The following is an 18,313-nucleotide window of genomic DNA, read 5'->3' as shown; positions in this document are numbered from 1 at the left end:
CAATCAGTTAGTCCTAAACCTTCTTAGCCGGATGGGCGTGAAAGCCCACTCCCTTACGCCACAGTTTTAGTGCATGAGCATAAATAGCCAGGCTCGCTTTAAAGCTTTGCGCTCGGTAACGACCCAGCACCGCTCCGAGCATCTGGCGATCTGCAGGCTGCCGAAGCATGCGAACGCCGGCCGCAAAAACCTTGCCTTCACCAGCGATGGTACCAATGGTGACTGAAAGGTCGCGATCATCCTGTGAAAATGTCCAGCAATAGCGCATAGCCATTCCCATAAATGGTGACACATGAAAATCCTTGGGGTGCTCAAAAACCAGCCCCTTGGCTGAAGCAACCGGAATCAGCGGGTACCAGTGTCGCTCATTCCAAGGAGTGTTATGCACTTCAGCGATAATACTATCTGGCGTGCTGGCGCCCACCGGGAAGTGCCAAAACAGAGTCAGCGGATTGAATGACCAGCCAAATAGTCTGGGCTGAGACAGCATACAAACCGCTCCCTCAGCCCAATCGAGGCCCAGCTCAGCAGCCTTGGCTCTGGCCCGCTCCGCCAGATTGCCTTGACCCTCCCCCAGATAATCCCGCTCTCGTATCACTGCCGGACGCCAACGACGCCCCCACCAGCTGCTGCGGGCCAGCAATCCGTCAATGTCATCCAGATTCAGCCAAAGCCACCAGAAAGGATATTTGAAAACATGTACCACCGGCGTCTCTCGACGGTGCCAGACCTCGCCGGTATACAACGCATGATCGGTAATCACAATGACTCGCCGAACCCGGCAGCCACGGCCAAGGCCGAAACAACCCCGTCCTCATGAAAGCCATTACGGCACCATGCACCACAGAACCAGGTGTTCCGACGCCCGTTTACCTTCTCAAGCAACTCAGTGCGGTTAGCCAGGCCGGCTGGAGTGAACAGGGGGTGGCTGAAATTGAAACGCTGTACTACTTTGGCAGGGTCAATTCGATCCGTTGCATTTAGCGTTACGCACCAAGTATTGGTGGCCTTAAGTCCCTGCAGGATATTCATGTTGTAGGTGACTTGAACACGGTCTCCGCGCTGGACAGGGAGCAAGGCATTCCAGCTTGACCAGCAGCGCTGCGCGGACGGCAGCAGGCTTACATCGGTATGTAGTACTACTTCATTGTCCTGATACGGAATATTTCCTAGAAGCTGCTTTTCATCCATGTCCGCATCTGCCAGCAAAGCCATAGCCTGATCACTGTGGCAGGCAAATACCACATCGTCAAAGACTTCATCCCCGTGCATGCTGCTGACACTGACGCCGTCTTCCAGCCGCCGCACCTGACTCACTGGGGTACTCAGCCGAATCTCCGCCTTCAGTCCCGCCAGTAGCTTCTCCACATAGCGACTAGAGCCACCGGGCACCACGTACCACTGGGGCCGATTAGTAATGGTCAGCAGACCATGGTTATCGAAGAAACGGACAAAAAACTTTGCAGGAAAGGCCTTCATCTGATCATCACTGCATGACCAGATAGCGCCCCCCATGGGCAGAATATAGTGATCGCAGAAGCGCTGGCTATAGCCGCCTCGTCGCAAGTACTCCCCCAGGGGAAGCTCTCCTTCTTCGCTATGCAGCAGAGCTGGCGCCTCTCGGTTAAAACGCAGAATGTCGCGAATCATCCGCCAATGGGAAAAGGAAAGCAGATTACCTTTTTGAGCGAACAGGCCGCCAAGCCCATCGCCAGAGTATTCAAGGCCGGTTTTTTCACAACGTATGGCAAACCCCATCTTGGTAGGCTGGCGCCCCACCCCAAGCTGCTCCAGCAAGCGATGAAAGTTCGGGTAGGTACGATCATTGAAAACGATGAAGCCCACGTCGACCTGTAGCTTGCCCAGAGGATCCTGCGCTTCAACCGTACAGGTGTGCCCGCCTATGCGATCTTCTGCCTCGAACAACACCACCTGATGACGACGGCTTAAAACCCATGCAGCAGTAAGGCCACTAATTCCGGAACCGATAATTGCAATACGCTTCATTGACTCTCCATTATTTCCCTGGCTGCCCGGAATGCAGCAGTGACCCTGTCCCGAACACCTGCTTGATCAACCACCGGACTGGGATAACCAGCCACTGGATGGGGCGCTTTCCACGGCTCGTGGATCCACTTGTTGTCCATCTCGGCCAGCTCAGGCACGTAGCGACGAATAAACTCGCCATCCGGGTCAAAGCGCTGACTTTGCCTGACAGGGCTGAACACCCGGAAGTAAGGGGCAGCGTCCGTACCGGTGGAGGCGCTCCACTGCCAGCCACCGTTGTTGGCAGCAAAATCTCCATCTATCAGGTGGCGCATAAAGAACTGTTCGCCACGACGCCAGTCTATAAAAAGGTTCTTGGTTAAAAACATGGCCGAGACCATGCGGAGCCTGTTGTGCATCCAGCCGGTCTGGACCAGTTGACGCTGGGCGGCATCAACAAGAGGATAGCCCGTGCGCCCCTCGCACCATGCCTGAAACAAAGACTCGTCAGATGACCATTGAATAAAGCGAGTCTCTTCGCGGAACGGCTCCCCCACGGCCAGTCGCGGGAAATTGGCCATTATCTGTCGATAGAAATCTCTCCATGCCAGCTCACCAATCCAGCATTCTGCCCCCTCTCGCTGCGCCGACTGCTGCAGTCCAACGCGGGCCAGGTGCCAACACTCTGCCACCGACAGCGTGCCCGCAGATAGCGCGACGGACAGCATGCTGGTTCCACTCAACGCAGGAAAGTCTCGTTGCCGCTGATAGCCCGCAAGAGACGTGCTGACAAAAGCCTTTAGACGCCCACGGGCCGCCTGCTCGCCGGCTTGCCAACTGGCTGTTAAAGCCGGGTCTATCGCCAGACCGGCCAACGCTGCATCAATGAGGAGGTGACCTTCAAAGTTGACTTGCCTGGCCCCGCGCTTGCGCTTTGCTGACGGGAGCGGTTCCGGCCCATGACTATCCAGCCATTTTTGCCAACTGCGACGGTACGGAGAGAAAACCGTATATGGCTTGCCCTGCCCGGTCGTCAACAGGCGCGGCGGCACTAGCACGCCATGGTCAAAGCCCTGGATTTCGGCCCCGCAGCTACTCGCCACCGCGGCACACGCCCTATCGCGATCAAGCTCATTACGAAGGTACTCGCGACCAACGAACACCTTGCAGACTGAATGGCGCGATAAATAATCCCCAAGTAGAGGTGCCACAGCCTGAAAAGTACCCGCTTTGATGATATCCAGTGGCACACCGAAGCGAGCCAGCCTCTCCCCAAGCTCCCGCAAAGACTCCAGAACATACCACCGACGCAGAGGCGCCACATGGTGACGATCCCACTGATCCTCACATAGAAAGTAGACGGCTCGAACGGAGCGGCCATCGGCCAGTGCGGCGGACAGGGCTGCGTGCTCATGAACTCGCAGATCATTTCGAAACCAGACCAGTACAGCTTCCATTGGCGCGGCGGGCATCCCTGTTTTCCTAGTCAATATAGCGGTAATGGTAGCCTTGTACACCGTGACTCCGATGTGAAACCACTCCCTTCATAAATCCTTCACAACAACGTACCCTGCCCTTTTCTGGTCACGGAGAGAAATCCATGCGTATCAAACATCTCGCCCCGGCACTACTGGCAGCGCTGACTCCGCTGTCAGCCTCTGCTGGCGAGGCTGAAATCTATGGCCTTTTCCATATATCGGCGGATTACCTTAATGCGGATGCTGGCGACCCTGTCAACCCGAATTCCGGCGATGAAGGCGCCACTATATCGAGTAACAGCAGTCGACTGGGCTTTCGTGGCAACACCCCCATTTCCGATGCGCTAACGGCGATCTGGCAGGTTGAGGTGGAGGTCTATGCGGATAATGGTTCCGCCCTGGCAACCGACCGCAATACCTTTGCTGGGTTACGCGGCGACTGGGGGCAGCTTCGTGCTGGACGCTTTGACACCCCATTCAAGCTCCTGCACAGCCGCACAAGTCTGTTCTCGGATCAGGTCGGCGACGGCCGCAATATCCTTCGTGCCGACATCGCCGATGGTCTTACCACCACCACCGATGCCAACTGGTGGAATGAACGGTTACGCAATTCAATCGCCTATCAGACGCCATCCTGGAACAACCTGACTGCCAACTTGCAATACTCCAGCAATCAGGATGCCGCCGCTGCTACTTCGTCGGATCAGGCTTCATGGAGTGCCTCACTGGAATGGCGTGGCGAAAATATTTGGTTAGCTGTAGCCCATGAAAAGTCCGCCAGAGCCGTCGCTGCGGTGCTGACCGAACGGCAAGCCAGTCGTGCTGCGCTATCGTGGCAACTAGGTGATACTCGCTTGGTCGGTCTGTATCAGCGAGCCGACAACCCGGACATTGATGCCTGGGGCGCCGGCATCAAGCAAAACATTACAGACAAACTTGCCGTTAAAACTCACTACTACAGGCTGAACGCGGCGGGCGTTGATCAGGATGCGGAACTTTTTGCCGTTGGCATGGAGTACACCGTAGCCAAAGAGCTTGTGTTTTATGGCACCTACGGCCAAGTGACTAACGGCGACCTCATCAACCGTGATCCATGGTCTCAGGGGCGCAATGATGACCTGGTCAGCGGAAACGGCGACACACCAGACGCGGTTTCCGCAGGAATGATTTATCGTTTTTAGTCGACGCCTAAGGTGGCCCAGTTATCACCGGGCCACCTTAGGACAATAAGGCACTCAGCCAATAGCTCTTATGGCGAGCCCCAGTACCGCAAGAATTACCAGCCACTTGCCGATCACATACACGGGGCGATTCCAGCGTTTGATCTTCTTTAGCACATCCTTGTAAGCCAGCACGCCCTTGCCCAAACGGTTGCCGATGCCAGAGTGGCTGCTATCGATATTATCGATATAGAACAGGCTGTTGAAAAAACTGCCAAAGTAATAATACAGACGCTGGACAAAACGCGGGCGCATTGGACGATCAATATCTGTCATCAGAATAATGCGTGGCTTATCCGTATCGTTATAAGCCGAGTGTAGATAGGTCTCGTCGAAGATGATGCTGTCACCGTCCTTCCAGATATAGTGATCGCCATTAATCATCAATCCACAGGCTTCGTCGTTTGGCGTAGACAAGCCCAAGGAGTAGCGCACAGTATAAGCAAAAGGATCATGATGTTTATTCAGGCGCTTGCCGGGCATCAGAACTGCAAATAAGGCAATATTCATTCCTGGCACCTGATCAATCAGGGCCCGAGTTTTCGGCGCCAACTGGTAGGCAGACGGGATATCGTTGTTATAGACCTTCAGATAGAAGCTTTTCCAACGATTGTCCTTGTAGAAACTGCTGGCAGGCAAATCATCTTTTACTGCTATATGACCTTGACCATACAGCTCTAACGCCTCATCACGAATGACCTCCCAGTTGTCTTGTAAAATCTTTAGCTCCGGAAAGCTGTCCATGGAAAGCCGTGCGGTGGTGGGCACCTTAGACAGTAAGTACGCCGGAATATTAAAGGGCACCATGAAGGTGGAGAAGTCAGTCAACTGCCGCCCCAGTTCGAACGAAACACGGTTGCGAACCCGCAGAAATATTATGCAGCCGGCATATGCAGCCAGTATCAAAATCACAATCATCATGGAGTGTTGCTCCCTGTTTTTTTTACCGGCACAAAATAAAAAGCCCCACAGCTAACACTGCGGGGCTTTTTACGTTTGATCATGGTGGGCCGTGATGGATTCGAACCATCGACCAATTGGTTAAAAGCCAACTGCTCTACCGCTGAGCTAACGGCCCCGAAAGAGGCGCAAATGATACTGATTTTTCCGCGCCCGACAAGAGAAAATGCATGTTTTTTTCCCATCGTGGCACCGAGTCCGCTCAGATTGATCGATATCTCGTGGAATCCTTGACTCCAGCACTAGCGAAACCCTCGCTACGTAACCGGCAGCTATCGCAGCGGCCACAGGCAAAACCATGTTCATCCGCCTGATAGCAGGACACAGTTAACGCGTAATCCAGTCCGGCTGTTATTCCTGCCAGAATGATCTGCGCCTTACTGAGATTCAGCAACGGAGTGACAATCCGTGGGCCATGGCCCTCCACACCTGCCTTGGTGGCCACGTCAGCGAGCTGCTGGAATGCTGCGACGAACTCCGGACGACAGTCCGGATAGCCGGAGTAATCAACAGCGTTAACGCCAATATGGATCTCCTCGGCATCCAGCACTTCCGCCAGCCCCAGTGCCAACGACAGAAAGACCGTATTACGGGCCGGGACATAGGTCACAGGAATTCCTTCCCCGCCATTTTCCGGCACGGCAATAGCATTGTCAGTTAAGGCCGATCCGCCAATGGAACCCAGGCCCAGCTCAATAACCCGGTGGGTGGTGGCGCCCAGAGAGCTAGCCAACTGCTGTGCAGCAACCAACTCAGCGCGGTGACGCTGGCCATAGTCAAAAGAAACAGTATGGCACTCCAAACCTTCCTTTCTGGCCAGAGCCAGACAGGTCGCTGAGTCCAGACCGCCAGAAAGCAATACCACCGCCCTGCTCTTCATTTACCCCTCGCATCCTTCCACAGTAGCTTGTGTAGCTGCAGCTGAAAGCGCACCGGCAAACGATCGTCAAGGATCCAGCCAGCCAGCTCGGCTGGATCCAGCTGGCCAAATACCGGTGAGAACAGCACCTCGCTGACGCGTCTGGCTAGACCATACTGGTCCAGCTGCATCCTCGCCCAATCATAGTCACGCCGATCGGCAAGCACGAACTTGACCTGATCCTTGGCTGACAGCAGCGCAATGTTTTCCAAACGGTTGTTATGCAGCTCACCGGATCCCGGGGCCTTGAGGTCCATAACGATGCTGACCCGAGAATCCACCTCGCTGATGTCCAGTGCCCCGCCGGTCTCCAGGTTGACCTGATAGCCCGCATCGCATAACTCGACCAATAACGGGTGGACAGCTGGCTGTGCCAACGGCTCACCACCGGTCACCGTTACATACTCAGCTTGATACTCGCCAACATCCTTGAGAACGGTGTCAATGGAGTACTTCGCGCCGCCCGAGAAGGCATATTCCGTATCACACCAGACACAGCGCTGAGGGCAGCCCGTCAGGCGCACGAACACGGTCGGGCGCCCGACGCTGCGTGCCTCGCCTTGCAAGGAGTGGAAGATTTCGCTGATTCGCAGATCCAAGGATGCCTCAAACAGGCTCCACAGGAGCCATCAGGAGTTACTTAAGCTGCTCGAGCATAGTTCTTGCGTATCCCGCTTCAGACGAGCTGGGGAACTGCTGAATGACCCGGTTAAGGGTCGCTCGGGCCTGGTCAGTCTTGCCTGACTCGGCTTCCAGCATCGCCAGGCGATACATGGCCGAGGGCACCCGGCTACTATCGGGGAAGCGTTCGATAACGGTACGAAACTGGACCATCGCCTGCTCCCTGTCGGGCTTATCCAGGCTTCGCCAAGCCTCGCCCAACCAGAAGTGGGAAAAATCCCGGAACTGTCCCTGTGGGTAAGTGGACAGATAGGCCTCAAAAGCCTTTCTCGCATCATCAAATCGGCTGGAATAAAGCAGATCCCGCGCAGCCATATAGGCTGAACGCTCAGCCTCTGGGTCCGCCGGTGTATCTACGGCTGCTCCAGCAGAGGTGGCGGCCTGGGGGTTATTTGCGCTCGACACCGCCGTACCAGTCGCCGACAAAGCATTAATGCGGCTATCAAGATCCAGGTAGCGATCCCGCTCGGCCTGCTTCATGTTATCAAGCTCAAAACGAAGCTCTTCAAACTGGCCGCGTAACATGCTGATTTCTTGCTCATATTGCTGCAATTGCTGCATCAGCATCATCAGCGCTTCGTCGCTGGCGGCAGCGGACTGGCGCGAGCCCTGAACACGATCTTCAACTGACAACGGGCCGAGGCCCTGCGCAAAGGCAGAGACCCACAGCCCGCTCAGAATAACGCCGAGAATCAGGCGTTTAGTCATTATCTAAGCCCTGTTACGGACGGCCAGACAGGTAGTTCAGCTCCACTCGGCGGTTCTTCGCCCAGGACATTTCATCGCTGCCATATGCTGCCGGCTTCTCTTCGCCATAGCTGACCATTTCGATCTGTGCAGCGGAAACGCCCTGAACACGCAGGAACTTTTCGACTGACTGCGCACGACGCTCGGACAGAGCCACGTTGTACTCGCGAGTGCCACGCTCGTCTGCATGACCTTCCAGACGCACCTTGGCGTTGCTATTCCCTTTCAGGTAGTTGGCGTGAGCACGCAGAGTATCGAAAGCCGCTGCCGGCACAGAAGCATTATCAAACGCGAAGTAGATAACCCGGCTGCTGGTAGAACCATCGTAGTTAGACGGATGGTTATGGAAGTTCTCGGCAGTCAGCGCGATGGCGCTCTGCTGGGCCTGCAGTGATTGCTGATCATCAACCGCACTAACCTCAGACTGAGGAGTCGCCGGAGCAGACTGCATGTCGCCGCTCTGATCATCGGTGGGCTTGCTGGAACAAGCAACCAGGGTGGAGGCCAGCAATACGGCAAACAAGGATTTAGAAGCAAAGGCACTCATCGGGTGACTCCTGTTAAGTAGCTATCAAATGGGCAACACTGCCCGGTAACATTACTGGAAGAACGGTGACCAAGATGGCTCCCTGACTTCTCCCTCCTTCGACGGCAAGTGCACCTTTATCCTGCCATCGACGGATACGGCCTGCAAAACGCCCGTACCCCTATGTTTCGTCGCGTAAATTATCATACTTCCATTCGGCGCAACACTGGGAGACTCATCTTGTTCAGTGCTAGTGACGATATTGAACGTATTACGCTGTAAATCCTGCACAGCCACATGGAACTGGCCGCCCTTGCGATGAATATAGGCCAAATAGCGACCATCCGGTGTCACCGCCGGGTTGGAATTGTAATCACCCTCGAAGCTGACCCGGCGCACCGACTTGTCCCTCATATCCAGCCGGTAAATCTGTGGACCACCGCCGCGACTGGAGGTAAACACCAGCGACTGACCATCAGGAAGCCACCTTGCCTCCGTGTCAATGGCAAAGTGATTGGTCATGCGAGTCAGCTGGCGACTGGCGATATCCAACACATAGATCTCCGGGTTGCCATCACGAGACAAGGTCAGAGCCAGTTTGCGGCCATCCGGCGACCAATCCGGTGCACCATTGATGCCTTTAAAACTGCTAATCAACTGACGCTGCATGGTTGCCAGCTCGTGAATATAAACCCCCGGCATGCCGCTTGCTTCGAAAGAGACATATGCAATCTGCTTGCCATCCGGAGACCAGGATGGGCTCATGATCGGCTCACGGCTGCGCAAAACCGTGCGAGCGCGGGCTCCATCGGCATCGGCATACTGCAGCTGAAAGGGATAGTCTGCACCACGATTGTGCGTCACATAGAGAATGCGGGTAGCAAATGCACCACGCACACCAGTGAGCTGCTCATAGATTCGGTCCGATATGGCATGGGCCACATCCCGCAACTGCGTGCCCTGCACCTGGTACGTCTCGCTGATAAGCTTGGCTCCGCGGGGAACATCATGGAGCTCGTAACTCACCCGAAAATCACCCGCCGGCAAAGAGTCAACTCTACCGACTACCATAAATTCACTGCCGAGCACCCGGAAATCCCGGTAACTTATCTGATCGCCACGGCTTGGCCTGCTGAGCATATCCTCTGCCGGGAGTGGTCGAAACTGGCCACTACGGTGAAGGTTGGCGGCAATAATCCCATCCATCTGCTCTGGAGCGGCAGCTCCGCCGGCAGCGAAGGGGACAACCGCAATCGGCACGGCATCAACCCGCCCCTCGGTGACCTGGATCATCAGCTGCGCCTGCGCAGCACCTGCCAACAAGATAGAGGTAATAATGGAAAATAATCTGATCATTGGCCCGCCATCTGAGGATTAAAGTTGATGGTAATGTCACGAAAGTTTTTGTTAAACAGCTCACCGGATGGCACCGGCAGCCTACCTGCGCTACGTACTGCAGACATGGCAGAGTCATCAAAAGCGCGATCGCCGCTGGAGCGGATCAGGTTTACATCCAAAACCTCGCCCCCGGGCAGCAGCCGGATACGAATATCTGCGGAAAGAGAGGTCTTCTCGCGAGCAGTGGCGGGAATAATCCAACGTTGGCTAAGCGCAGAGCGTATTGCCGCTGCATAAGTTTCTGTCTCTGTTGCCTCTCTGGCCGCCTGCGCCTGCTGTTCTGCCACGGCAAAATCAATCTCGCGATCTTCAGTCGCCAACAACTCATCCAGTTTGGGCGCAGTAAATGAAGGCGCCGGTTTAATCGCTGGCTCTGGAGCCGGCTGCGGCTTAGCTACAGGTTTTGGCTCAGGCTTCGGCACCGGCTTTGCGACAGGCTTTGGCTTTGGCTTTGGCGTTGGTTTTGGCTCAGGCTTGGCAACCGGCTTCGGTTTTGGCTTTGCCACGGGCTTTGGCGCCGGCTTGGCGGCAGGCTTTTCCATGACCACGGCCATAACATGGGGCGGAACTGGCCGAACACGATTAATCGTCGGCTCTGATGACCAGGTAAAAGTCACCGCTCCAACAATCAAAAGATGCAGAGTCAGGGCGATCGCCAGCGCTGGGCCGAGATCCCTATCCATCACTTCTCCGGGGGCTCCGTAACCAAACCGAGCTTTTCAATGCCTGCACCCTGCAACGCAGACATCAAAGCGACCACGGTTCCGTAGGGCACTTCCGCATCGCCCTCCAGCAAAAATAGTGTTTCCGGTTTATTTCGATGGATGCGTAACGCGTGCCCTTTAACCGTGTCCAAACTGGCAGATTTCTGTATATCTCCACCCACGTTAATAAAATAGCTGCCATCTTTTTTCACAGAAACGATTACTGGCTCCTGATCCTTGCTGTCTATCGGCGCACTATTGGTTTTCGGCAAATCGACATTGATGCCCTGGACCATCATCGGCGCCGTGATCATAAACACAACCAGCAACACCAGCATGACGTCGATGTAAGGCACCACATTGATGTCGGCCACCAACTTACGTGGTGTCCGAATTTTCATAGACATTACTGTTGCTCCCCGGAGTGAGCCTGACGGTGCAGCAGGGAAGAAAACTCCTCCGCAAACATCTCGCACTCACCCACCAGCTCATCAGTCAGAGAGGCATATCGGTTATAGGCAACAACGGCGGGAATTGCAGCAAACAGGCCCATGGCAGTTGCAATCAACGCCTCGGCAATACCCGGAGCTACCACAGCGAGCGTTGCTTGAGACACATGGGCTAGTGCCCGGAAAGAGTTCATGATTCCCCATACCGTACCGAACAGACCGATATATGGACTGGTAGAGCCAACGGTCGCGAGAAATGGCAAGTTCCGGTTGAGTCTGGCCTGCTCGCGCTGCAGCGCCACACGCATAGCACGCTGGGCACCCTCCATCACCGCATCAGCGTCACGGGAGCTTTTCATCAGACGTACATATTCTTCAAAGCCGACACGGAAGATTGTCTCTTGCCCTGCATCCTCGTCCGGTGCCTTTTTCACCTGATGATAGAGGCTGGTGAGATCGTCGCCAGACCAGAAACGCTCTTCAAAAACCGCCCCGGCGCGACGCGCCCGGCTGAGAACGCGGTAACGCACCACAATCATCACCCAGGACACAACAGACGCCAGCATCAATGCCGCCATCACCAGCTGAACAACCAGACCGGCATTACCGATCAGGCTGAGAATGGACATGCTGTCTTGCTCAACCATCGAGCGGCTCCTTTATATAATGGGTCAGGTATCTATCAGTTCAGGGCATTTTTCAGGTTACTGTGAAGCGCCGCCGGCATAGCCTGCGGTCGAATATCACTAGCAGACACACAGGCCACACGGACATCTGCTTCGCAGAGAAGTTCATCTCGGCGCCAGACCTGCTGATGAAAATCCAGCGTCGCTTTGCCAAGACGTATCAGATTGGCAGTGACTTCAAGGGCGTCATCAACCCGCGCCGGGCGATGATAGCGAACTGCGCAGGAGTGCACCACGAACAGAAAATTTTGCCCTGCCAGAGAGTAGTGTTGATATCCTAAGGTACGTAGCCACTCCGTACGGGCACGCTCCATGAATTTCAGATAGTTGACGTAGTAGACGATGCCGCCAGCATCACTATCTTCGATATAGACCCTTAACGGCAGACGAAAGGAGCTGGCAGTCATGACTCGAACAGATCTCCCGAGCTTACAGCTCTAGGCGGTTTAAGGCCAAAGTGGCGCCAGGCATGATTAGTCACCACCCTGCCCCGTGACGTGCGCTGAATAAACCCCTGCTGGATCAGGTATGGCTCAACCACTTCCTCCAGCGTGCCAGCATCTTCGTTTAACGCCGCCCCCAGAGAGTCCAAACCAACTGGTCCTCCCTCGAACTTCTCCATCATAGTGACAAGTAGGCGCCGATCGTTGCCATCCAGACCGCAAGCATCCACCTGCAGCATATCCAGGGCTGCACTAGCGATGGCACCCGTTATACGGCCGTCGGCGCGAACTTCTGCGTAGTCTCGCACACGGCGTAACAGACGGTTGGCAATCCGCGGTGTACCACGGGCCCGCCGGGCAATTTCCCTTGCACCATCCTCATCTACCGGCAGGGAAAAGATCTCGCAAGCACGCCGCACAATCCCTGTCAGATCTTCCGTGGAGTAAAACTGAAGACGCTGAGTAATGCCGAAACGATCACGCAATGGGCTGGTAAGCATGCCTGCTCTGGTAGTGGCGCCAACCAGCGTGAAGGGTGGCAGCTCGATCTTGATAGAACGGGCTGCAGGCCCCTCACCAATCATGATATCCAGCTGATAGTCCTCCATGGCCGGGTAGAGGATCTCTTCCACCACCGGCGACAGGCGATGTATTTCATCGACAAACAGGACATCTCCCCGCTCGAGATTGGTCAGAATGGCAGCCAAGTCTCCCGCTTTCTCAAGGACCGGGCCGGAGGTGCTCTTTAACTCGGAGCCCATTTCCCGGGCAATAATGTGGGCCAGCGTGGTTTTACCCAGCCCCGGCGGGCCAAAAATCAGGGTGTGATCCAGCGCCTCACCACGCTTGCGCGCCGCATCAATAAAAATTTCCAGCTGCTCGCGTACTTCAGGCTGGCCGTGATAGTCACTCAGGCTGGCAGGCCGGATAGCGCGCTCAAGCTGCTCTTCCTGATGTTCCAGTGAATCGGCGGAAACAATGCGTTCAATACTCATGCTGCTCCCCGGGTCATCGGGCAAGTCCTTTCAGCGCCTGACGAATCAACTGCTCGCTAGTCATTGAGTCCATATCCGCCACCTTGGCCACCGCCGCCTGTGCATCCTTGGGCCGGTAGCCGAGACTCTCAAGAGCAGCCACCGCATCGCTGACGGCATCGCTTGGCATGGCAACGGATGCCAGGCCCGGCAGGGAAACAGGTGCTCCGTCGAGCTTGCCCAGCCGATCCGACATCTCTATCAACAGGCGCTCCGCGGTCTTCTTGCCAACACCGGGTATTTTTATCAGCGTGCTGCTGTCCTGAGACTCGATACAGCGCACCAGACGCTCAGCCTCCATGCCAGACAGAATCGCCAAAGCCATTTTGGGCCCGACCCCATTAACCTTGACCAACGCCCGGAATAACTCACGCTCAAACCGGGATGCAAAGCCATACAACAGCTGGGCATCCTCGCGCACCACAAAATGAGTATATAGCTGGAGGTTAGCGCCGATATCGGGCAGCTGGTAAAACACCGTCATGGGCGCTTCGACCTCGTAGCCGACACCACCAACGTCAATAAGCAGCCATGGTGCTCGCTTGTCCAGCAGTTTGCCGGATAGTTGTCCGATCATCGGATTCGTCGCCCTCTTACTGCTGTGGCACCTGCAATGCGTGCCAGACTGACACGCATATGGGCATGACAGATGGCAATGGCCAAAGCATCTGCTGCATCCTCCTGTGGTACATGATCCAGCTTCAACAGATAGCGGACCATCTGTGCCACCTGTGTTTTCTCGGCACTACCCTTGCCCACTAGTGCCTGCTTAACCTGCCGCGCGGAGTATTCAAACACGGGCACCCCACCTTGCACCACGGCGCAGATCGCCGCGCCGCGAGCCTGACCAAGCTTCAACGCAGAGTCTGCGTTGCGCGCCATAAAGACCCTTTCAATAGCCATCTCTGCCGGCCCATGCTCTTCCACCACCATCGACAGACGGGAAAAAATCTCACCAAGGCGAGCCGGAATATCATCTGAAGCGGTGCTGATGGTGCCACAGGCGACGTAGCCAAGGGCACCACCCTGCTGGCGAATCAGACCAAAGCCGGTGTGGCGCGAGCCGGGATCAATACCAAGAATGAGGGTCATGGGCCTATCAGGAAGAGCAGCTGCGGGCACGTCCTTTGTACCCGCGTGCTGGCCAGATGTCCAGTACCAAGAGCGCTACTGAATCACCGAGCAGACAAGATGATCGTACGTTTTCCGCACCTGTGCTTTGCAGATATTTTTCCCAAAAGAGGGTATCTGATCGCAGGCCTGCATTGCCGCCAGACGCTTGGCACAGTCCGCCGCAATATCGCCTGCGGTGGGCGCCGCAGCAGCTGCATCCGCAGGCTGTGCAGGCACAGGGTCTGCTTGAACAGCCACAGGCACAGCTGCAGCAGGGGCGACCGAAGATGCAGACGGCTGCCCAGCGGAAGCATCAATCATTGCGGCGATCAGGGCTGGTTTTAGACCGCCCTCCTTCATCGCGGCAACTTCCTCATCATTAAAAACCTTGTAAGGCTGACCTGCGGCACGAATACGTGAGGCCAGCAAATCAATATCCTCGCCCGCCTGTTTCTCCAATACATCAGACACCTTCATACCCTCTGGCCCGATAAACCAGACCGCGTGGGCCGGCGGGATAAACCGCGCATATCGCTCGTCGATAGCAAGGTTTTCACGATGAAATGCCAACGGTTGGCGGTCAGGCGCCAATGCCGCCAGTTGCTGCAGTGCGTCCATACGGAAAAACGATGTCGGGTTGTCGGCAAGATACTTGCGATAGGTAGCCACGGTACCGCCTTGAACGGCCGCCTGATATGCACCTCTACTTTCCGCAATAAACTGACCAAGTGCCAGCGCGTGGCGATTCAGCTGATCGCTGGTAATGCTATACAACGGACCAGGCCCCTGCGCACCAAAAAGCAACGCCGTTGGAAAATAGACGGATAGCGACTCCCTGACGGCAAACGAATCCGTATTGCTGAACAGCACGACGTCCCCGGAGCGAAGCTCCATAGTGCTCTCGTAGCTATTCGTTTCAACGTATGGCAGTAGCGACAACGTCAGCAGATAGGTGACAAATGTCCAGCCACCTTTGCCATCCGTTTTCTTGACGTCAATTGCCACTTCATAATCAGTACCATCACCAGCAAACCATTTAGCAGCTTCATTCCAGCCCTTACGAAGCCTCTCTTCTCTGCCAGATTGATGCATCATTTCAATTTTGCTGGAAGAGACAGAGCCAGAGTAGGCAGAGAGTTCCTGCGGTGGCGCCACGGAGGGGGCCATCTGACCATCTGGAGGCAAGTAGCTGCGCGTATGACAGCCACTTAGCAGAACAGCAGACATCAACGCCAAAAGCGTGACTCGGAGTAATGAGTTTTGCATAGCAAGCCCCCGTAGGCGTTCCGTTTAACAGTGGTATTACATTACGTTAAACGGATGGTGCTATGCCACGACCCTGATGACAACCCAAAATCAATGTCGCAGCTCGGGAGCAGGAGATTACTTATCCGCGTCCATCTTGCGCACCTGAACACCCACTTCTCGCAACTGTTTGGCCTCCACCGGTGATGGTGCATGGGTCATAACGCAGGCTGCAGTCTGGGTTTTCGGGAAGGCAATGACATCACGGATCGAATCACTGCCGGTCATCAGCATGACCATACGATCCAGTCCGAAGGCCAAACCACCATGCGGCGGCGCACCAAAACGGAGCGCATCCAGCAGGAAGCCGAATTTCTCTTCCGCCTCTTCCTCACTAATACCCAGCGCCTTGAATACGGCCTGCTGCATTTGTGCACTGAAGATACGGATCGAACCACCTCCCAGCTCGGTGCCGTTAAGCACCAGATCATAGGCTCGGGACAATGCGGCCGCAGGATCGGCAGCCAACTCTTCCGGGGTACACTTGGGCATGGTGAAGGGATGGTGCAGTGCCGCCCAGGAGCCATCGTCGTTTTCCTCAAACATTGGAAAGTCAACAACCCACAGAGGAGCCCAGTCAGCCTCCAGCATATTCAGGTCGTGGCCAACCCGCACACGCAATGCACCAAGTGCTTCATTAACAATTTTAGCCTTATCCGCACCGAAGAAGATCAAATCACCATTCTGCGCGCCGGTACGCTGCAAAATTCCCTGAATGGCACTGTCGGTGAGGAACTTGAGAATCGGTGACTGCAGCCCGTCAGCACCTGCATCCAGATCGTTAACCTTGATATAGGCAAGGCCCCTGGCTCCATAAATGCCAACAAACTTGGTGTACTCGTCAATCTGGCTACGCGACAGCTCTGCGCCCTTCGGTACCCGCAGAGCTGCCACGCGCCCCTTCGGGTCTTTTGCTGGGCCAGCAAACACCTTGAACTCAACGCCATCCATGAGATCGGCAATATCAACCAGCTCCAGCGGGATGCGCAGGTCCGGTTTATCCGAACCGAAGCGGCGCATGGCTTCACTGAATGGCATGCGTGGCAGCTCGCCGAACTCGACACTGAGCAAATCACGGAACACCCGACGCACCATATTCTCGGCAACGGCCATTATCGCCTCCTCGTCGACAAACGAGGCCTCGATATCGATCTGGGTAAACTCTGGCTGACGGTCAGCACGTAAATCTTCGTCGCGAAAGCATTTGGCAATCTGGTAGTAGCGATCAAAGCCGGCCACCATAAGAAGCTGCTTGAACAGCTGGGGCGACTGGGGCAACGCAAAAAAACTACCGGGGTGGGTACGGCTAGGCACCAAATAGTCTCGGGCGCCTTCCGGGGTAGCCTTAGTCAGGATGGGGGTTTCCACATCCATAAACCCCTGCTCTTCCAAATAGCTGCGCACCACATGGGTAAGTCTGGAGCGGAACCGGAATTTCTCCAGTACGTTGGCTCGGCGAAGGTCCAGATAGCGGTACTTCAGACGTACTTCCTCACCAGCACCGCCAAACTCATCTAGCTCGAACGGCGGTGTATCGGAGGTATTCAAAATTTCCAGTTCGGTACCGAGAACTTCAATATCGCCAGTAGCCATGCGCGAGTTGCGTACGGCTTCATCACGCATCCGTACCCTGCCCTCAACACGGATAACATACTCGCCACGAACACGATCAGCGCGCTCAAACGCGGCTACGGAATCCGGATCAAATACCACCTGGACCAGCCCAGCCCGGTCGCGCACATCAAGAAAAATTACCCCACCGTGATCCCGGCGACGATGCACCCAACCACACAGGGCCACCGTCTCACCGTCGTTTGATGCACGCAAATCACCGCAATAATGGCTACGCATAACTCTGAATCCGCTCATTTTTTCAGGATGCGGCGGGCTGCCGCGGAGGGCGCGTAGTATAGCGATTCAGGCAGCCGTCAGCTATGCCAGCGATTGGTGCATTGACAGACGGCCCTGCGCCAAACACGTTCATCGACAAAAAAGCTGAAAAATACAGGGAAAAACACTCATTCAGTGCTTGCCGGACGCAGGACGTTGGCATATAACTAGCCCGGAATCATCGCGGGGGATGACCCACAGGTGCCAGAATTAAGGGGCATCGGAAAAGGATATCCTTCAGATGGGTCATGACATCCAATCGGAAATATAAAAAAGGGGTAAACACCATCATGGCTGCCAAGAAAAAAGCTGCTGCCGCAAAACCTGCAAAAGCCAAAGCCGCACCAAAGGCCAAGGCTGCTCCCAAAGCCAAAGCTGCTCCGAAGAAAGCGGCGGCTAAGGCCAAAGCTGCTCCGGCTGCTCCGAAGAAGGCGAAAGTATACGCTGAGGCGATTAGCAAGACTCAGCTGCTGACCAACATCGCTGAGAGCACCCAACTGACCCGCAAGCAGGTTGCTTCCGTTCTGGACGAGCTTAACCTGATCATTGAGGGCCACCTGAAGAAGAGAGGCGGAGTCGGCAGTTTCACCATGCCAGGCCTTTTCAAGATCGTGACCAAGCACAAGCCAGCCCAGAAGGCTCGCAAAGGCATCCATCCGATCACCAAGGAACCAACCACCTTCAAAGCCAAACCGGCTTCTGTTCAAGTGAAGATTCGCCCGCTCAAGAAAGTCAAAGATATGGCTCAGTAATTCGAGTCATCTGCACAGCAAA

General features: G+C 55.4%; 20 protein-coding genes and 1 tRNA gene. 2 read left to right on the top strand and 19 right to left on the bottom strand.

What is annotated here, in order from left to right; genetic code table 11:
* Window positions 1-13: 13 nt before the first annotated feature.
* The 3 genes from J1C54_RS06445 to J1C54_RS06435 are packed head-to-tail and all read right to left on the bottom strand — an operon-like array spanning window position 14 to window position 3,458.
* Window positions 14-763, bottom strand: coding sequence for a DUF1365 domain-containing protein (locus tag J1C54_RS06445; RefSeq protein WP_229145952.1), 750 nt, complete (start codon window positions 761-763; stop codon window positions 14-16).
* Entirely contained in the window at window positions 760-2,007 is a 1,248-nt protein-coding gene (locus tag J1C54_RS06440) for an NAD(P)/FAD-dependent oxidoreductase (RefSeq protein WP_229145951.1), read from the bottom strand. Before J1C54_RS06440 ends, J1C54_RS06445 begins: the two co-directional genes overlap by 4 nt.
* Window positions 2,004-3,458: a deoxyribodipyrimidine photo-lyase gene (locus tag J1C54_RS06435; protein ID WP_229145950.1), complete on the bottom strand. Its 1,455-nt coding sequence runs from the start codon at window positions 3,456-3,458 to the stop codon at window positions 2,004-2,006. The genes J1C54_RS06440 and J1C54_RS06435 overlap by 4 nt, the downstream gene beginning before the upstream one ends.
* A gap of 128 nt (window positions 3,459-3,586) precedes the next feature.
* Between J1C54_RS06435 and J1C54_RS06430 the strand changes: the two genes are divergently transcribed.
* Window positions 3,587-4,645 carry a porin gene (locus tag J1C54_RS06430; protein WP_229145949.1) on the top strand — a complete coding sequence of 353 codons (1,059 nt, stop codon included), beginning with the start codon at window positions 3,587-3,589 and terminating at the stop codon, window positions 4,643-4,645.
* A 54-nt stretch (window positions 4,646-4,699) separates the two neighbouring features.
* Here the strand turns inward: J1C54_RS06430 and J1C54_RS06425 are convergent, their stop codons facing one another.
* The 16 genes from J1C54_RS06425 to aspS form a co-directional block, all read right to left on the bottom strand.
* Window positions 4,700-5,605, bottom strand: a complete 906-nt coding sequence (locus tag J1C54_RS06425; RefSeq protein ID WP_229145948.1) for an aspartyl/asparaginyl beta-hydroxylase domain-containing protein — start codon at window positions 5,603-5,605, stop codon at window positions 4,700-4,702.
* An 82-nt stretch (window positions 5,606-5,687) separates the two neighbouring features.
* A tRNA-Lys gene (locus J1C54_RS06420) sits at window positions 5,688-5,762 on the bottom strand.
* An 84-nt stretch (window positions 5,763-5,846) separates the two neighbouring features.
* A complete protein-coding gene (queC, locus tag J1C54_RS06415) occupies window positions 5,847-6,524 on the bottom strand; it encodes a 7-cyano-7-deazaguanine synthase QueC (RefSeq protein ID WP_229145947.1) in 678 nt (225 codons plus the stop codon).
* Complete coding sequence (gene queE, locus J1C54_RS06410) at window positions 6,521-7,162, bottom strand: 7-carboxy-7-deazaguanine synthase QueE (protein WP_229145946.1); 642 nt, start codon at window positions 7,160-7,162, stop codon at window positions 6,521-6,523. The genes queC and queE overlap by 4 nt, the downstream gene beginning before the upstream one ends.
* Window positions 7,163-7,199: 37 nt before the next feature.
* Window positions 7,200-7,952: a tol-pal system protein YbgF gene (gene ybgF, locus J1C54_RS06405; RefSeq protein WP_229145945.1), complete on the bottom strand. Its 753-nt coding sequence runs from the start codon at window positions 7,950-7,952 to the stop codon at window positions 7,200-7,202.
* A gap of 13 nt (window positions 7,953-7,965) precedes the next feature.
* A complete protein-coding gene (gene pal, locus J1C54_RS06400) occupies window positions 7,966-8,538 on the bottom strand; it encodes a peptidoglycan-associated lipoprotein Pal (RefSeq protein WP_229145944.1) in 573 nt (190 codons plus the stop codon).
* Between the two features lie 51 nt (window positions 8,539-8,589).
* Window positions 8,590-9,873, bottom strand: coding sequence for a Tol-Pal system beta propeller repeat protein TolB (gene tolB, locus J1C54_RS06395; protein ID WP_229145943.1), 1,284 nt, complete (start codon window positions 9,871-9,873; stop codon window positions 8,590-8,592).
* Window positions 9,870-10,598, bottom strand: coding sequence for a cell envelope integrity protein TolA (gene tolA / locus J1C54_RS06390; RefSeq protein WP_229145942.1), 729 nt, complete (start codon window positions 10,596-10,598; stop codon window positions 9,870-9,872). The genes tolB and tolA overlap by 4 nt, the downstream gene beginning before the upstream one ends.
* A complete protein-coding gene (gene tolR, locus J1C54_RS06385) occupies window positions 10,598-11,026 on the bottom strand; it encodes a protein TolR (protein WP_229145941.1) in 429 nt (142 codons plus the stop codon). The genes tolA and tolR overlap by 1 nt, the downstream gene beginning before the upstream one ends.
* Window positions 11,026-11,715 carry a protein TolQ gene (gene tolQ / locus J1C54_RS06380; RefSeq protein ID WP_229145940.1) on the bottom strand — a complete coding sequence of 230 codons (690 nt, stop codon included), beginning with the start codon at window positions 11,713-11,715 and terminating at the stop codon, window positions 11,026-11,028. Before tolQ ends, tolR begins: the two co-directional genes overlap by 1 nt.
* Before the next feature lie 35 nt (window positions 11,716-11,750).
* A complete protein-coding gene (gene ybgC / locus J1C54_RS06375; RefSeq protein ID WP_229145939.1) occupies window positions 11,751-12,161 on the bottom strand; it encodes a tol-pal system-associated acyl-CoA thioesterase in 411 nt (136 codons plus the stop codon).
* Entirely contained in the window at window positions 12,158-13,192 is a 1,035-nt protein-coding gene (ruvB, locus tag J1C54_RS06370) for a Holliday junction branch migration DNA helicase RuvB (protein WP_229145938.1), read from the bottom strand. Before ruvB ends, ybgC begins: the two co-directional genes overlap by 4 nt.
* A 13-nt stretch (window positions 13,193-13,205) precedes the next feature.
* Window positions 13,206-13,808 carry a Holliday junction branch migration protein RuvA gene (gene ruvA / locus J1C54_RS06365; protein WP_229145937.1) on the bottom strand — a complete coding sequence of 201 codons (603 nt, stop codon included), beginning with the start codon at window positions 13,806-13,808 and terminating at the stop codon, window positions 13,206-13,208.
* Complete coding sequence (gene ruvC / locus J1C54_RS06360) at window positions 13,805-14,323, bottom strand: crossover junction endodeoxyribonuclease RuvC (RefSeq protein ID WP_229145936.1); 519 nt, start codon at window positions 14,321-14,323, stop codon at window positions 13,805-13,807. The genes ruvA and ruvC overlap by 4 nt, the downstream gene beginning before the upstream one ends.
* Window positions 14,324-14,398: 75 nt before the next feature.
* Window positions 14,399-15,610, bottom strand: coding sequence for a hypothetical protein (locus J1C54_RS06355; RefSeq protein WP_229145935.1), 1,212 nt, complete (start codon window positions 15,608-15,610; stop codon window positions 14,399-14,401).
* 117 nt (window positions 15,611-15,727) lie between these two features.
* The gene (gene aspS, locus J1C54_RS06350; protein ID WP_229145934.1) at window positions 15,728-17,500 is read right to left on the bottom strand and encodes an aspartate--tRNA ligase; all 1,773 of its coding nucleotides are present in this window, start codon (window positions 17,498-17,500) and stop codon (window positions 15,728-15,730) included.
* Window positions 17,501-17,829: 329 nt separating this feature from the next.
* Here aspS and J1C54_RS06345 point away from each other — a divergent pair, with 329 nt between their 5' ends.
* The gene (locus J1C54_RS06345; protein ID WP_229145933.1) at window positions 17,830-18,291 is read left to right on the top strand and encodes an HU family DNA-binding protein; all 462 of its coding nucleotides are present in this window, start codon (window positions 17,830-17,832) and stop codon (window positions 18,289-18,291) included.
* The last annotated feature ends 22 nt before the right edge of the window (window positions 18,292-18,313 follow it).

Origin of the sequence: Alcanivorax sp. 1008 (assembly GCF_020667895.1) — a bacterium.
In the GTDB taxonomy this organism is placed as follows: domain Bacteria; phylum Pseudomonadota; class Gammaproteobacteria; order Pseudomonadales; family Alcanivoracaceae; genus PGZG01.
This window is presented reverse-complemented; position numbering and strand designations above follow the sequence as displayed.

Excerpts from the sequence above, each read along its gene's own strand:
- J1C54_RS06440 (WP_229145951.1), bottom strand. The coding sequence starts at position 2,007 with ATGAAGCGTATTGCAATTATCGGTTCCGGAATTAGTGGCCTTACTGCT.
- J1C54_RS06435 (WP_229145950.1), bottom strand. The coding sequence starts at position 3,458 with ATGCCCGCCGCGCCAATGGAAGCTGTACTGGTCTGGTTTCGAAATGAT.
- J1C54_RS06430 (WP_229145949.1), top strand. The coding sequence starts at position 3,587 with ATGCGTATCAAACATCTCGCCCCGGCACTACTGGCAGCGCTGACTCCG.
- J1C54_RS06425 (WP_229145948.1), bottom strand. The coding sequence starts at position 5,605 with ATGATGATTGTGATTTTGATACTGGCTGCATATGCCGGCTGCATAATA.
- queC (WP_229145947.1), bottom strand. The coding sequence starts at position 6,524 with ATGAAGAGCAGGGCGGTGGTATTGCTTTCTGGCGGTCTGGACTCAGCG.
- ybgF (WP_229145945.1), bottom strand. The coding sequence starts at position 7,952 with ATGACTAAACGCCTGATTCTCGGCGTTATTCTGAGCGGGCTGTGGGTC.
- pal (WP_229145944.1), bottom strand. The coding sequence starts at position 8,538 with ATGAGTGCCTTTGCTTCTAAATCCTTGTTTGCCGTATTGCTGGCCTCC.
- tolB (WP_229145943.1), bottom strand. The coding sequence starts at position 9,873 with ATGATCAGATTATTTTCCATTATTACCTCTATCTTGTTGGCAGGTGCT.
- tolA (WP_229145942.1), bottom strand. The coding sequence starts at position 10,598 with ATGGATAGGGATCTCGGCCCAGCGCTGGCGATCGCCCTGACTCTGCAT.
- tolR (WP_229145941.1), bottom strand. The coding sequence starts at position 11,026 with ATGTCTATGAAAATTCGGACACCACGTAAGTTGGTGGCCGACATCAAT.
- tolQ (WP_229145940.1), bottom strand. The coding sequence starts at position 11,715 with ATGGTTGAGCAAGACAGCATGTCCATTCTCAGCCTGATCGGTAATGCC.
- ybgC (WP_229145939.1), bottom strand. The coding sequence starts at position 12,161 with ATGACTGCCAGCTCCTTTCGTCTGCCGTTAAGGGTCTATATCGAAGAT.
- ruvB (WP_229145938.1), bottom strand. The coding sequence starts at position 13,192 with ATGAGTATTGAACGCATTGTTTCCGCCGATTCACTGGAACATCAGGAA.
- ruvA (WP_229145937.1), bottom strand. The coding sequence starts at position 13,808 with ATGATCGGACAACTATCCGGCAAACTGCTGGACAAGCGAGCACCATGG.
- ruvC (WP_229145936.1), bottom strand. The coding sequence starts at position 14,323 with ATGACCCTCATTCTTGGTATTGATCCCGGCTCGCGCCACACCGGCTTT.
- J1C54_RS06355 (WP_229145935.1), bottom strand. The coding sequence starts at position 15,610 with ATGCAAAACTCATTACTCCGAGTCACGCTTTTGGCGTTGATGTCTGCT.
- aspS (WP_229145934.1), bottom strand. The coding sequence starts at position 17,500 with ATGCGTAGCCATTATTGCGGTGATTTGCGTGCATCAAACGACGGTGAG.
- J1C54_RS06345 (WP_229145933.1), top strand. The coding sequence starts at position 17,830 with ATGGCTGCCAAGAAAAAAGCTGCTGCCGCAAAACCTGCAAAAGCCAAA.